The 13128-nt window shown below is 72.7% G+C and carries 12 protein-coding genes; 7 read left to right on the forward strand and 5 right to left on the reverse strand.

Annotated elements, in window-relative coordinates; genetic code table 11:
- Positions 1 to 8: 8 nt before the first annotated feature.
- The 3 genes from OG730_RS32670 to OG730_RS32680 form a co-directional block, all read right to left on the reverse strand.
- The gene (locus OG730_RS32670) at positions 9 to 704 is read right to left on the reverse strand and encodes a gamma-glutamyl-gamma-aminobutyrate hydrolase family protein (RefSeq protein ID WP_327307594.1); all 696 of its coding nucleotides are present in this window, start codon (positions 702 to 704) and stop codon (positions 9 to 11) included.
- 29 nt (positions 705 to 733) lie between these two features.
- Positions 734 to 2206 carry an ethanolamine permease gene (eat, locus tag OG730_RS32675; RefSeq protein WP_327307595.1) on the reverse strand — a complete coding sequence of 491 codons (1473 nt, stop codon included), beginning with the start codon at positions 2204 to 2206 and terminating at the stop codon, positions 734 to 736.
- 190 nt (positions 2207 to 2396) lie between these two features.
- Positions 2397 to 3143 carry a FadR/GntR family transcriptional regulator gene (locus OG730_RS32680; protein WP_327307596.1) on the reverse strand — a complete coding sequence of 249 codons (747 nt, stop codon included), beginning with the start codon at positions 3141 to 3143 and terminating at the stop codon, positions 2397 to 2399.
- Positions 3144 to 3220: 77 nt separating this feature from the next.
- Here OG730_RS32680 and OG730_RS32685 point away from each other — a divergent pair, with 77 nt between their 5' ends.
- The 4 genes from OG730_RS32685 (at position 3221) to OG730_RS32700 (ending at position 8331) form a co-directional block, all read left to right on the forward strand.
- The gene (locus OG730_RS32685; RefSeq protein WP_327307597.1) at positions 3221 to 4600 is read left to right on the forward strand and encodes a glutamine synthetase family protein; all 1380 of its coding nucleotides are present in this window, start codon (positions 3221 to 3223) and stop codon (positions 4598 to 4600) included.
- 131 nt (positions 4601 to 4731) lie between these two features.
- Positions 4732 to 6096 (forward strand): aldehyde dehydrogenase family protein, encoded by a 1365-nt coding sequence (locus OG730_RS32690; RefSeq protein ID WP_327307598.1) that lies wholly within the window; start codon positions 4732 to 4734, stop codon positions 6094 to 6096.
- A 5-nt stretch (positions 6097 to 6101) separates the two neighbouring features.
- A complete protein-coding gene (locus tag OG730_RS32695) occupies positions 6102 to 6896 on the forward strand; it encodes a 3-oxoacyl-ACP reductase (protein WP_327307599.1) in 795 nt (264 codons plus the stop codon).
- A 133-nt stretch (positions 6897 to 7029) separates the two neighbouring features.
- The gene (locus OG730_RS32700) at positions 7030 to 8331 is read left to right on the forward strand and encodes a haloacid dehalogenase-like hydrolase (RefSeq protein WP_327307600.1); all 1302 of its coding nucleotides are present in this window, start codon (positions 7030 to 7032) and stop codon (positions 8329 to 8331) included.
- Positions 8332 to 8355: 24 nt separating this feature from the next.
- Here OG730_RS32700 and OG730_RS32705 read toward each other — a convergent pair whose 3' ends face one another.
- On the reverse strand, positions 8356 to 9558 hold the full coding sequence (locus tag OG730_RS32705) for an amino acid deaminase/aldolase (RefSeq protein WP_327307601.1): 1203 nt from the start codon (positions 9556 to 9558) through the stop codon (positions 8356 to 8358).
- A gap of 252 nt (positions 9559 to 9810) precedes the next feature.
- On the opposite strand from OG730_RS32705, the gene OG730_RS32710 reads away from it, so the two are divergent.
- Genes OG730_RS32710 through OG730_RS32720 form a run of 3 tightly spaced genes read left to right on the forward strand, consistent with a single transcriptional unit; the run spans position 9811 to position 12620 of the window.
- Complete coding sequence (locus OG730_RS32710; RefSeq protein WP_327307602.1) at positions 9811 to 10665, forward strand: hypothetical protein; 855 nt, start codon at positions 9811 to 9813, stop codon at positions 10663 to 10665.
- Complete coding sequence (mycP, locus tag OG730_RS32715; protein ID WP_327307603.1) at positions 10662 to 11846, forward strand: type VII secretion-associated serine protease mycosin; 1185 nt, start codon at positions 10662 to 10664, stop codon at positions 11844 to 11846. The genes OG730_RS32710 and mycP overlap by 4 nt, the downstream gene beginning before the upstream one ends.
- A 33-nt stretch (positions 11847 to 11879) precedes the next feature.
- Entirely contained in the window at positions 11880 to 12620 is a 741-nt protein-coding gene (locus OG730_RS32720; protein ID WP_327307604.1) for an SseB family protein, read from the forward strand.
- 88 nt (positions 12621 to 12708) lie between these two features.
- Here OG730_RS32720 and OG730_RS32725 read toward each other — a convergent pair whose 3' ends face one another.
- Positions 12709 to 13098, reverse strand: a complete 390-nt coding sequence (locus tag OG730_RS32725) for a DUF1844 domain-containing protein (RefSeq protein ID WP_327307605.1) — start codon at positions 13096 to 13098, stop codon at positions 12709 to 12711.
- Between the last annotated feature and the right edge of the window lie 30 nt (positions 13099 to 13128).

Genomic DNA, 13128 nt, shown 5'->3' on the forward strand with positions numbered 1-13128 from the left:
CCCGGTCCTCAAACGCCGGACGGCTGAAGTGCCGCTGTGATCAGGGCTGACATGACGCGGGTGTCCTTGTCGAGTTCCGGGTGCCATTGGACGCCCAGGGTCCAGGGGGCGCCGGGGAGTTCGATGGATTCCACCGTGCCGTCCGCGGCGTGGGAGGAGGCGATCAGGCCGCGGCCCAGGCGGTCCACGGCCTGGTGGTGGTAGGTGGGGACCTCTGACACCTCCGGGACCAGGGCCGCGTACAGGGTCCCGGGGACCGGGGTGACCGGGTGCCAGGAGACCACCCCGGGGCTCCGTACGTGGCCGTCGATGTGCTGGATCAGGGTGCCGCCCAGGGCCACGTTCAGCGCCTGCATGCCCCGGCAGATGCCGAGCAGCGGCGTGCCCGAGGCCAGGGCCGCGGAGATCAGGGAGAGTTCCCACGTGTCGCGCTGGGTCGCGGCCGGTCCGGTGCGGGGATCGCGCGCGGCCCCGTACCGGACCGGGTCCACGTCGGGGCCGCCCGCGATGACCAGGCCGTCCAGTCGGCTCAGCACCTCCGCCGCCGCCTCCGGTTCGTCCGGCGGGAGCAGGACGGCGGTGCCGCCCGAGGCCTGGATGAGCTCGTAGTACCCGGTGGGGATGAGGGCGGTCGGGACGTCCCACACCCCGTAGCGGGTGGATTGCTCGACGTAGGTGGTGATGCCGATGAGCGGCCTGGGCACGGGAGTACCTCCGGGAGGGGAAGGGTGGATCAGTCGCGGGAGAGCTCGGCCTCGGCTTCCGCCAGTGCCGCGAACTCCTCCTCCGGAGCGGAGGCCACCAGGTGGTGGCGACTGTAGAACGCGAAGTAGGCGAGGGCGACGGCGTACACGGCCAGGGCGATGAATGCCGCGTCCTTGTCCACCAGGAAGGTGGCGACCAGGGCCGAGAGGGCCAGGACGAAGGCCACGGTGGAGGTCACGATGCCGCCCGGCGTGCGGTACGGGCGCTCCAGGCCGGGCTCGCGGCGCCGCAGCACGATGTGGGAGAGGGCCATCAGGGCGTACGAGATGGTCGCGCCGAACACCGCCATGTTCAGCATGCGCGGGCCGTTGCCGGTGGCGGCGGCCAGGGCGAAGCCGATGGCGCCGGGGATGAGCAGGCCCAGGTACGGGGCCTTGCGCTTCGAGGTCAGGGACAGGAAGCGCGGGAGGTAGCCCGCCCGGGACAGGGCGAACAGCTGGCGGGAGCCGGCGTAGATGAGGGAGAAGAAGGAGGCCACCAGCCCGGCCAGGCCCGCGTAGTTGACGAAGGTCTTCAGCCAGGACAGGCCCGGGTCGCCCTCCAGGGCGACGACCAGCGGGTTGCCCGCGTCCTTGATGGCGTCGGCTCCGCGGGCGCCGGTCGAGGCGAGGAAGGTGACCAGGGCCAGGAGGACCAGGATGCCCATCGAGATCGACAGGGCGCGCGGTACCGAGCGGACCGGGTCCTTGGCCTCCTCGGCGGCCAGCGGCACGCCCTCGACGCCGAGGAAGAACCACATGCCGAAGGGGAAGGCGGCCCAGATGCCGAGGATGCCCAGCGGGAGCCAGGAGCTCGCGCCGGCGGCGGTGGTGTCGACGGCGATGTCGTCGAGGTTGGCGGGGTCGAACTGGGTGAAGGCGCCGACGGCGAAGACGACCAGCGCGATCACGGCGATGGCGGTGACGATCAGGGAGAAGCTGAGGGCTTCGCCCACGCCCCACAGGTGGATGCCTATGAAGACGACGAAGCAGGCGAGGTAGACGGGCCAGCCCGAGGTGAGGCCGAAGAGGTTGAGGGACTCCACGTAGTCGCCGATGAAGATGGCGATGGCGGCCGGGGCGAGGATGTACTCGATGAGGATCGCGGTGCCGGTGAGGAAGCCGCCCCAGGTGCCGAGCGCCCGGCGGGCGAATCCGTAGCCGCCGCCCGCGGTGGGCAGGATCGCCGACAGCTCGGCGAGGGAGTAGACCAGGCACGCGTACATCGCGCCCATCAGGACGGTGGCGATGGCGAGGCCGCCGAAACCGCCCTGCGCGAGGCCGATGTTCCAGCCGGAGAAGTCGCCGGAGACCACGTACGCGACGCCGAGACCGGTCAGCAGCAGCCAGCCGGCGCTGCCGCGGCGCAGGGTGCGGCGCTCCAGGTAGCCGTCGGTGCCGTTCTCGGGGGACGGGGTCTGTTCGGGCACGGCTGCCAGCCGTGCGCCGGTGTCGTCGGCCATGTGCGCTCCTGCCTAGGGCAATGGTTGTGGGGCGTACCTTTGCCGCTCGGGCGTGGCGGGCGCAAGACCCCTGCGTTAAACGGGGGTTACGAATGCCTCTCGGCCGGGGTGGACGGGTGGGTTCGGTGGGTTCGGCGGGTCCGGTGGGTCCGGCGGGTCCGATGGGTTCGATGGGTTCGGTGGGGCCGGATCAGGTCAGGAACCCCCGCAGCAGCGCCGCCGTGCCGCAGCAGTGCTCGCGCATCACCTCGCGGGCCGCCGCCGGGTCGCGGTCCAGGACCGCCTCCACCAGGGTGCTGTGCTGCTGCTGCGAGTGCTCCAGGTTGCGCACCAGCAGCGGAATGCAGTCCAGCAGGTCGTTCACGGTGGCCCGGACGGCCGCGTACTGGGCCGTCAGGGTGGCGGATCCGGCGAGTTCGCACAGGGTGAGGTGGAAGAGCGTGTCCTGGCGGCGGTAGTCGGGCAGCGGGGCGTCGTGGGTGGCGGTCAGGGCGGCGAGCAGCCGGTCGGTGTCCCGCTCGGACAGCCCCTGGGAGGCGCACAGGCCGGCCGCGCCCACCTCCAGGACCTCGCGGAAGCGCAGGACGTCCTCGATGTCCACGCCCGCGACCCGGCGCCGCAGCTCCTCCTCGGTGCCCCCGGCCGGCGTGTCGGGGCGCGGCAGGACAAACGTTCCGCCGTACCGTCCGCGTCGGGCCTCCACCAGGCCCTGGTCCTGGAGCACCTTCAGCACCTCGCGGAGCGTCACCCGGCTGATCCCCATCCGCTCGGCCAACTCGCGCTCCGGCGGGAGCCGTTCCCCGCCCGGTACCAGCCCGAGCCGGACCACCTGGAGGATCTGCTCCAGCGCCTCCTCGAATCCGTTGCCCGCCCGCACCTGTCGCAGTACCGGATTGAGCCGTCGCGCGGCCTCGTCCTCGCTCGCCGTATCGGTCATCTCGCCTCCTCCCCTTCCCAAGCAATGGTTCTATTCAATACCTTAGGCCTCCTCGGCTCACCGAAGGAGAGAATCCCGTGGTAGACCGCAAGCCGCCGCTTTCGACCGAGGAACTCCGCGTCCTCGTCGCCAGCGGTGAAATCGACACAGTGGTCCTGGCCTTCCCCGACATGCAGGGGCGCCTCCAGGGCAAGCGGTTCGCCGCACAGTTCTTCCTCGACGAGGTCCTCCAGCACGGCACCGAGGGCTGCAACTACCTCCTCGCCGTCGACACGGACATGAACACCGTCGACGGATACGAGATGTCCTCCTGGGACCGGGGCTACGGCGACTTCGCCATGCACCCCGACCTCGCCACCCTGCGCCGGATCCCCTGGAACCCGGGCAGCGCCTTCCTCCTCGCCGACCTCGCCTGGAACGACGGCTCGCCCGTGGTCGCCGCGCCCCGGCAGATCCTGCGCCGCCAGATGGAGCGTCTCGGCGAACTCGGGTACACCGCGATGGTGGGCACCGAGCTGGAGTTCATGGTCTTCCAGGACACCTACGAGCAGGCCTGGAACTCCAACTATCGCGGCCTGACCCCCGCCAACCAGTACAACATCGACTACTCCGTCCTCGGGACCGGCAGGATCGAGCCCCTGCTGCGCCGCATCCGCAACGAGATGCAGGCCGCCGGCCTGGTCGTGGAGTCGGCCAAGGGCGAGTGCAACCTCGGCCAGCACGAGATCGCCTTCCGCTACGACGAGGCGCTGACCACCTGTGACCAGCACTCCGTCTACAAGACGGGGGCCAAGGAGATCGCCGCCCAGGAGGGCGTCTCGCTCACGTTCATGGCCAAGTACGACGAGCGCGAGGGGAACTCCTGTCACATCCACCTCTCCCTCTCCGACGCCGACGGACGCAACGCGATGGCCGGTGAGGGGCCGGACGCGCACGACCACGGCGGTATGTCACCCGTGATGCGCCACTTCCTGGCCGGCCAGCTCGCCGCGCTGCGCGACTTCTCCCTTCTCTACGCCCCCAACATCAACTCCTACAAGCGTTTCCGGCCGGGATCCTTCGCGCCGACCGCCGTCGCCTGGGGCGTGGACAACCGGACCTGCGCGCTCCGAGTGGTCGGCCACGGCCGCTCCATGCGCTTCGAGAACCGCCTGCCCGGCGGCGACGTCAACCCCTACCTCGCCGTCTCCGGCCTGATCGCGGCCGGGCTCTACGGCATCGAGAACCGCCTGGAGCTGCCCGAGGCCTGCGCCGGAAACGCCTACACGGCCGACTTCGCGCACGTCCCGACCACCTTGCGCGAGGCCGCCGAGCTCTGGGAGAACAGCGAGATCGCCAAGGCCGCCTTCGGCCCGGAGGTCGTCGCCCACTACCGGAACATGGCCCGCGTCGAGCTGGACGCCTACGACTCCGCCGTGACCGACTGGGAACTGCGCCGCTCCTTCGAACGCCTCTAAGGCGTGTCGGCAAAGTCCCGCCTGCTCGCGACGCCCGGCACGCCCTAGGACCGCGGCCGTCCCCGGTCCCCGCACACCGCATTACCGGATCCACCGCACGCCCCGCACCCGAACGTCTGAAAGGCCACCACGTGTCCGATGCGCTGGAAGTCTTGAATCCGGCCACCGAGGAACTCGTCGCCGTCGTCCCGGCCGCCACACGGGACGACGTCGACGCCGCCGTCGTACGGGCCACCGCGGCCCAGCGGGCCTGGGCGGCGGCCGCGCCCGCCGACCGGGCCAGGCTGCTGCGCCGCTTCGCCGCGGTCGTCGACGGGCACGTCGAGGAACTGGCGCTGCTGGAGGTCCGGGAGGCGGGCCACACCATCGGAAACGCCCGCTGGGAAGCCGGCAACGTCCGCGACGTGCTCGACTTCGCCGCCGGGGGAGTGGAACGGCTCTCCGGCCGCCAGATCCCCGTCGCCGGCGGCATCGACGTCACCTTCCTCGAACCCCTCGGCGTCATCGGCGTGATCGCGCCGTGGAACTTCCCCATGCCGATCGCCGCCTGGGGCCTGGCCCCGGCGCTGGCCGCGGGCAACGCGGTCATCCTCAAGCCCGCCGAGACCACCCCGCTCACCGCGCTGCGCCTCGCCGAACTCGCCCTGGAGGCCGGACTCCCCGAGCACCTGTTCCAGGTGCTGCCCGGCCGGGGCGAGGTGGCGGGCGACGCCCTCGTCGAGCATCCGGGGGTGGCCAAGATCGTGTTCACCGGCTCCACCCGGATCGGCAAGCGGATCATGGCCAAGTGCGCCGACCGGGTGAAGCGCCTCACCCTCGAACTCGGCGGCAAGAACCCCAACATCGTCTTCGCCGACGCCGACCTGGAAGCGGCGGCGGCCTCGGCCCCGATGTCCTTCCTGGACAACACCGGGCAGGACTGCTGCGCCCGCACGCGGATCCTCGTACAGCGCTCCGCGTACGACCGGTTCATGGAGCTGCTCGCCCCCGCCGTCGAGAAAGTCGTCGTCGGGGACCCGTACGACGAGAACACGCAGATCGGGCCGCTGATCTCGCGGGTGCAGCTGGAGCGCGTACGGTCCTACGTCACCGATGACCTCACCGCCGTCCGCGGCACCGCCCCCGAGGGCCCGGGCTTCTGGTACCCCCCGACCCTCGTCACCGGCGTCGACCCCACCGCCGCCATCGCCACCGAGGAGGTCTTCGGACCGGTCGCCGTCGTCCTGCCCTTCGAGGACGAGGAGGACGCCGTACGGCTGGCCAACGCCACCGACTACGGCCTCGCCGGCTCCCTGTGGACCCGCGACGTGGGCCGCGCGCTGCGCGTCTCGCGCGCCGTCGCCGCGGGCAACCTGTCGGTCAACTCCCACAGCAGCGTCCGCTACTGGACCCCCTTCGGCGGCTACAAGCAGTCGGGACTCGGGCGCGAGCTCGGACCCGACTCCCTCACCGCTTTCACCGAGACCAAGAACGTCTTCATCAGCACGGAGGCCTGAACAGCATGAGCACTGAGTCCACCGAAGAGATCGTCTGCCGCCGACTGGTCGGGCGCACCGCCGTCATCACCGGAGCCGGCAGCGGCATCGGCCTCGCCACCGCCCGCCGGCTGGCCTCCGAAGGCGCCAACGTGGTCTGCGGGGACATCGACGAGACCGCGGGCAAGGCCGCCGCCGAGGAGGTCGGCGGCACCTTCGTCAAGGTTGACGTCACCAGCCCGGAGGAGGTCGAGGCCCTGTTCAAGACCGCCTTCGACACCTACGGCTCCGTGGACATCGCCTTCAACAACGCCGGCATCTCGCCCCCGGACGACGACTCGATCCTCACCACCGGCCTGGAGGCCTGGAAGCGGGTCCAGGACGTCAACCTCACCTCCGTCTACCTCTGCTGCAAGGCGGCCCTGCCCTACATGCGGCGCCAGGGCCGGGGCTCCATCATCAACACCGCCTCCTTCGTGGCCCGGATGGGCGCCGCCACCTCGCAGATCTCCTACACCGCCTCCAAGGGCGGCGTGCTGGCGATGTCCCGCGAGCTCGGCGTGCAGTTCGCCCGCGAGGGCATCCGCGTCAACGCGCTCTGCCCGGGTCCCGTCAACACCCCGCTCCTGCAGGAGCTGTTCGCCAAGGACCCGGAGCGCGCGGCCCGCCGGATCGTGCACATTCCGCTGGGCCGGTTCGCCGAGCCCACCGAGATCGCCGCCGCCGTCGCCTTCCTCGCGAGCGACGACTCCTCCTTCATCAACGCCACCGACTTCCTGGTCGACGGCGGGATCTCCGGCGCGTACGTCACCCCCCTTTAACCGACTTCGCCGGCGGGCCCTCCAAACGGTCGCCTCCCCACCACCCACCCGACAGCCGGGCGTCGCACGACGCCCGGCTGTCGTGCTCCACCGTCCGCGACGATCTTTCTGTGAACCAGGAGAACCCACCTCAGTGACCCGACCCAGTTCCGTGCGACGGCTCCCGGCCGTCGGCGCCGCCGTCGCGATAGCCGCCGGCACCCTGGTGGCCGCCGCACCCGCCGCCCAGGCGGACCGCCCCGGCGCCCTCCACTGCACCGCTCCTCAGCTCAAGGCCGAGTGGTATGCGGGCAACCAGGCCCGGCTGCAGCAGCTCATCGACGACTACGGCACCTGCAACCCGTACCGGCCCAGCCGGAACAAGCCCGTCGCGGTCTTCGACTGGGACAACACCGTCGTCAAGAACGACGTGGGCGACGCGCAGATGTTCTGGCTGCTGCGCAACGGCAAGATCCGCCAGCCCGCCGGGGGCGACTGGACGAGCACCAGCCGCTTCCTGACCCCGGCCGCCGCCCAGGCCCTGGCCGATGCCTGCGGCGCCCTGGCGAAGCCCGGAGCCCCGCTGCCCACCGGCACCCCCGAGGGCGTCGGCTGCGCCGACGAGATCAACGCCGTCTACGGCACCGCCGCCACCCGCGCGGCCGCCCCCGCCTTCGCCGGCTGGGACCGCCGTACGACCGAGCCCGCCTACGCCTGGCTGCCGCAGCTCATGCGGGGCTGGACCGCGCGCGAGATCCGCGGGTTCACGGCCGCCGCGCGGGCCGAGAACCTGGCGGCCCCGGTCGACGCCAAGCAGCAGGTCGGCTCCACCACCGCCACCGGCTGGGTGCGCTACTACGACCAGCAGAAGGAACTCATCGGCGCCCTGCGGAAGGCCGGCTTCGACGTCTGGATCAGCTCGGCCTCGCCGCAGCCGGTCGTCGAGGTGTGGGCCGAGGGCGTGGGCATCGACGCCCGGCACGTCATCGGCATCCGCAACACCACCACGTACGGCGGGAAGTTCACCTCCCACCTGCAGGGCTGCGGGTCCGTCGCGGACGGCGCCGACACGATGATCACGTACATCGACGGCAAGCGCTGCTGGATCAACAAGGAGATCTTCGGGGTCCGCGGCGCCGCGGCCGAGGAGGTCCAGCCGGCCTCCCGCCGCCAGGTGTTCGCGGCGGGCGACTCCGACACCGACATCTCGTTCCTGCGGGACGCGACCGCGCTGCGCCTGGTCGTGAACCGCAACAAGAACGAGCTGATGTGCCGCGCCTACGACAACAGTGACGGCAAGTGGATCGTGAACCCGATGTTCATCCAGCCCAAGAAGCAGAAGGCCACGCCGTACCCGTGCGCGACCACCGGCTTCACCGGCCGCGACGGCACCCCGGGGCCCGTGCTCCGGGGTGACACCAGCGTCATCCCGGACCAGACGGACTCCGTCTTCTAGAGGAAGGCGCGACTAAAGGCGCGGCTAGAGGAAGGTGCGGCCCTCGCCCCGGTAGGTCGGGGCGGTGGCCGTCACCCGGTCGCCCTCGACCAGGTGCAGGGTGTCGAAGCGCTCGCACAGCTCACCGGCCTTCGCGTGCCGGAACCAGACCCGGTCGCCGATCAGGAGATCGTCGGCCGGGCTGCCGAGCAGCGGGCTCTGCACCTCGCCGGCCCCCTCCTGCGGGTCGTAGCGCAGCCCTTCGGGGAGGTACGGGACCGGCAGCCGGTCCGGGCCGGGCGCGCCGGAGGCCGGGTACCCGCCGCCGAGCACCGTGACCACCCCGACCCCGGGCCGCCGGACCACGGGCTGGGCGAAGAGCGCCGCCGGGCGGCCGCTGAACGAGGTGTAGTTGTCGAAGAGCCGCGGTACGTAGAGCCCCGACCCGGCGGCGATCTCCGTGACGGCGTCCTCGGCGGCGGTCTGCTGCACGCTGCCGGTCCCGCCGCCGTTGACGAACTCCAGGTCGGGCACCACCGCGCGCACGGCCCGTACGGCCTCGGCCCGGCGGGCGGCCAGCTCCTTGCGGGCGGCGCCCTGCATCAGCCGGATGGCGCGCGACCTCAGCGGGCGCCCCGCGAGCGCGTCGCCGACCCCGGCCACATGGCCCTCGTAGCCCATCACCCCGACCACCCGGAAGCCGGGCCGGGCGCTCACCGCGCGGGCCAGCTCCGCGAGCTGGGCGGGCTCGCGCAGCGGGGAGCGGCGGGCGCCGACGCGGACCCTGCCGCCGAAGAGCTGCAGGGCGGTGTCCAGTTCCAGGCAGACCCGGATCTCCTGGGTGCCCCCGTCGCGGGCCCGGTCCACGAGCTCCAGCTGCGCGAGGTCGTCGACCATCACGGTGACCGCGCCGGCCAGCTTCGGATCGGCGGCGAGCTCGGCGAAGCCGGCCCGGTCGGCGGACGGGTAGGCGAGCAGGACGTCCTCGAAGCCCGAACGCGCCAGCCAGATCGATTCGGCGAGGGTGTAGGACATGATTCCGGCGAATCCGGGCCGCGCGAGGACCCGTTCGAGCAGCGCACGGCACCGTACGGACTTGCTCGCCACCCGGACCGGCTTCCCGCCCGCGCGACGCACGAGGTCGTCGGCGTTCGCGTCGAACGCCTCCAGATCCACGAGGGCGAGCGGAGCGTCGAGATGGGCGGTGGCCCGGTCGTAACGGGCCCGGTCGGCGGCGGGGGAGTTCATGGGCGGCAGCCTGCCAGACGGTTGTACCCGTGGGTAGGGGGTTCGGGGAGACCGCGGGACGCCGGGGCAGGTCAGGAGCCCGGGAAGGCCCTGCGGTCACATCTCGGTCTCGACATCCGGACGCCCCTTCCGGATCTGCAGGCGGTTGTTCGCATTTGCGTACCACCGCTCCTCCCCGGTCGGCGTTCCGGCACTCGCGGACGCGTAAAGTGAGGGCAGGCAGCCGACGGAATCGGGGGGCTGAGCCGCCGGATGAGCACGTCCACACCGCACGGCGGGGTCCAGACCGCGCCCGACCACGCCTCGGTGCCGCCACGGCGGCGCCCCGGGAAGGTCTTCGCCGCCGCCCTGTGCGGCCTCCTCGGCCTCGGTCTCACCGGTGCGGCCGGCTACAAGGCCGTTTCCGATTACCGGGACGCGCACCGGCCGGTCGACCCCGCGGCCGCGTACCGCAAAGCCGCGTCCCTCTGGCACAGCGCACCCGCCGACAGCCTGTTCCCGCCCCTCCTCGACGGCCAGGACGCCGGGCCGGGCGGCGCCGACCGCACGTGGACCCGTATCACCGCCCCCGCCGACGCGGGCTGTTCCGACGCGCTCGCCGCCGACTGGCAGGCCCTGTTCGCCGGGACCGGGTGCACCCGCGTGCTCCGCGCCACCTACACCGACGCCACCCGCAGCTCCCTCGTCACCGTCGGCATGGTCTTCACCCCCGCCGACGCCACCGCCATGGACGCCCTGCGCGACCGCCTGACCGTCGCCCCGGCCGGCTACGGATTCCCCGACAACCGCCGCGCGGCCTGGGCGGCCTCCGTCGTCCCCGGGGCCCCGGTCGTCGTCTACTCCGTCTCCGCCTTCGCCGACGGCCGCCGCCTCGGCGCCCCGAGCCCGGCCGAGGACAAGATGGCCGAGGACGCCAAGGGCCGGGTGGCCGAGGCCGGACTCGGCCACGAGGCCCAGGCCCTCGCCGACCTGATGGAAGGCACCGTGCGCACCCTCGCGGCCTCCGCGTCGGGCCTGCCGGCCCCGCGGACCTCGCCGGAGCCGGGGACGCCGCGGACACAGCAAACGCCGCAGACGCCGTCGGCGGCCCCGGAGGCCTCCCGATGACCCCTCGCACCCCGCTCCCGGCCGCCCTCGCCCTCGGGGCCCTGTTCGCCGTCACCGCGGCGCCGCCGGCCGCCGCGGACTCCGTCCGCGACAGCCAGTGGCCGCTGTTGGCCCTGCGCACCGAGGAGGCCTGGGGCACGACCAAGGGCGAGGGGGTCACCGTGGCCGTCCTCGACACCGGGGTCGACCCGAGCCACCCCGACCTGGCGGGCCAGGTCCTGGACGGCATAGACCTCGTCGGCATGGGGGCGGTGCGCGGGGACCAGACCTGGGCCAGGCACGGCACCGCGATGGCGGGGATCATCGCCGGGAAGGGCCACGGCTCCCAGTGGCGCGGCGGCGTCATCGGCATCGCCCCGCAGGCCAAGATCCTTCCGGTTCGGGTGATCCTGGAGGAGACGGACCCGGGCCGGGAGAAGGCCCGCGCGAGCAAGGGCGGCGCCCTCGCCGAGGGCATCCGCTGGGCCGCCGACCACGGCGCGGACGTGATCAACCTCTCGCTCGGCGACGACAGCAGGGACGCCCACCACGACGCCACCGAGGACGAGGCCGTCCAGTACGCCCTCGCCAAGGGCGTGGTGGTGGTCGCCTCGGCCGGCAACGGCGGCAACAAGGGGGACCGCATCTCCTACCCGGCCGCCTACCCCGGGGTCATCGCCGTCACGGCCGTCAACCGCGAGAACAAGAAGGCGAAGTTCTCCACCCGCAACTGGTACGCCACCGTCAGCGCCCCGGGCATCAAAGTGGCCGTCGCCGACCCGGTCCTCGGATACGGCGAGGCCTGGGGTACCAGTGCCGCCGCGGCCTTCGTCTCCGGCTCCGTCGCCCTCGTCAAGGCGGCCCACCCCGACCTGTCCCCGGCACAGATCAAGAACCTGCTGGAGGACACCGCCTCCGACCCCCCGCCCGGCGGCCGCGACGACTCCCGCGGCTTCGGCCTGGTGGACCCGGCCGCCGCGCTCCAGGCCGCCGACGGGATCGCCGCCGAACCGGTGCTCCCCGCACCCGTCGCGGCAGTGAAGCCCTACTTCGGCGCCGGCCCCGATCCGGTGCCCGATCCCGGGCCCTGGGCCCGCTTCGGAGTCCCGGTGGGCGGGGTCGCGGGACTGGCCCTGCTCGTGGCGGCCGGCGTACTGGCCCGGCGGCCCGGGGCCGGACGGCGGGACCCGGACGCGGGATAGGCGCGGGGAGAGGCGGGATAGGCTCGGGGAACTGTGGCGAACAAAAACATCCCTGACCCCGGTTTCTCCGACGACGACGGCTCGGCCGACCCCCGGCTGGGCGCGGCCCTGGCCGCCTGGGCCGAGGACAGAGCCAAGGAGCCGGAGGTGCTGGCGGCCCTGAAGGACGCCCGCCTGCTGGTTCCCGTCGTCGCGGTCCTCGGTGAGGTCGAGACCGACCCCGAGACCGGGCTCAAGCGCGAGAAGACCAGCGACATGGCCGTCCCGACCCTGCGCGCGGGGGACCGGCGGGCCCTGCCCGCCTTCACCTCCATCGCCTCGCTGGCGCTGTGGGACCCGGCCGCCCGCCCGGTGGCGGTGCCGCTGCACCAGGCGCTGGCCGCCGCCGCGCACGAGAAGGCCGACACCATCGTGCTGGACCTCTCCGGACCCGTCCCGTACCAGCTCGCGGGCCCCGCGCTGCTCGCGCTCGCCGAGGGCCGCACGGACGCCGGCCCGCTCGCCGACCCCGCCGTGCGCGAGGCCGTACGGGCCGTCGTGACCGCCGAGCCGGCCGTGCTCGGCGCCCACCTGGGCCCGGGCGGCGCGGACGCCGACGGAACCCTGGCGATCGTGCTGGCGGCCGGTCCGCAGGCAGCGGCGGCGGCCCGCCGGGTGGCCGAGGCCCTGGCGGCCGACGAGACCCTGCGCGCACGCCTCGTAGGCGGACTGGATCTCGCACTGCTCCCGGAAGGGGCCCCGGTCCCGCCGGGCGAGCCGCTCTTCACGCGCTGAGAAGTCCGGAAGTCCGGAAGTCCGGAAGCCGGAAAGGGGCCCCGGCAGCTTGCGGCTGCCGGGGCCCCTTTCCTTCGGAACTCCGTGACTACGCGTACACGGGACCCGTGAACTTCTCGCCCGGGCCCTGACCCGGCTCGTCCTGCACCAGCGAGGCCTCGCGGAAGGCCAGTTGGAGGGACTTCAGTCCGTCGCGCAGCGGGGCCGCGTGGAAGGAGCTGATCTCGGTGGCACTCGCGGTGACCAGGCCGGCGAGGGCGGTGATCAGCTTGCGGGCCTCGTCGAGGTCCTTGTACTCGGAGTCCGGCTTGTCCAGGCCCAGGTTGACCGCCGCCGCGCTGAGCAGGTGGACGGCCACCGTGGTGATGACCTCGACGGCCGGCACGTCCGCGATGTCGCGGGTGAGGTCGTCGTAGTCGGGAGCGGCCGGGGATTCGGGGGATCCGGAGGGGGAACCGGAGGGCGTCGCGTCAGTCATGTGCCCCACGATATGCCGTGCGGCGGGCTT

The organism is Streptomyces sp. NBC_01298 (assembly GCF_035978755.1).
Classification (GTDB): Bacteria; Actinomycetota; Actinomycetes; order Streptomycetales; family Streptomycetaceae; genus Streptomyces.

Coding starts and splice junctions, on each gene's coding strand:
- OG730_RS32695 (WP_327307599.1), top strand. CDS start 6,102: ATGAGCACTGAGTCCACCGAAGAGATCGTCTGCCGCCGACTGGTCGGG.
- OG730_RS32710 (WP_327307602.1), top strand. CDS start 9,811: ATGAGCACGTCCACACCGCACGGCGGGGTCCAGACCGCGCCCGACCAC.
- OG730_RS32705 (WP_327307601.1), bottom strand. CDS start 9,558: ATGAACTCCCCCGCCGCCGACCGGGCCCGTTACGACCGGGCCACCGCC.
- eat (WP_327307595.1), bottom strand. CDS start 2,206: ATGGCCGACGACACCGGCGCACGGCTGGCAGCCGTGCCCGAACAGACC.
- OG730_RS32725 (WP_327307605.1), bottom strand. CDS start 13,098: ATGACTGACGCGACGCCCTCCGGTTCCCCCTCCGGATCCCCCGAATCC.
- mycP (WP_327307603.1), top strand. CDS start 10,662: ATGACCCCTCGCACCCCGCTCCCGGCCGCCCTCGCCCTCGGGGCCCTG.
- OG730_RS32680 (WP_327307596.1), bottom strand. CDS start 3,143: ATGACCGATACGGCGAGCGAGGACGAGGCCGCGCGACGGCTCAATCCG.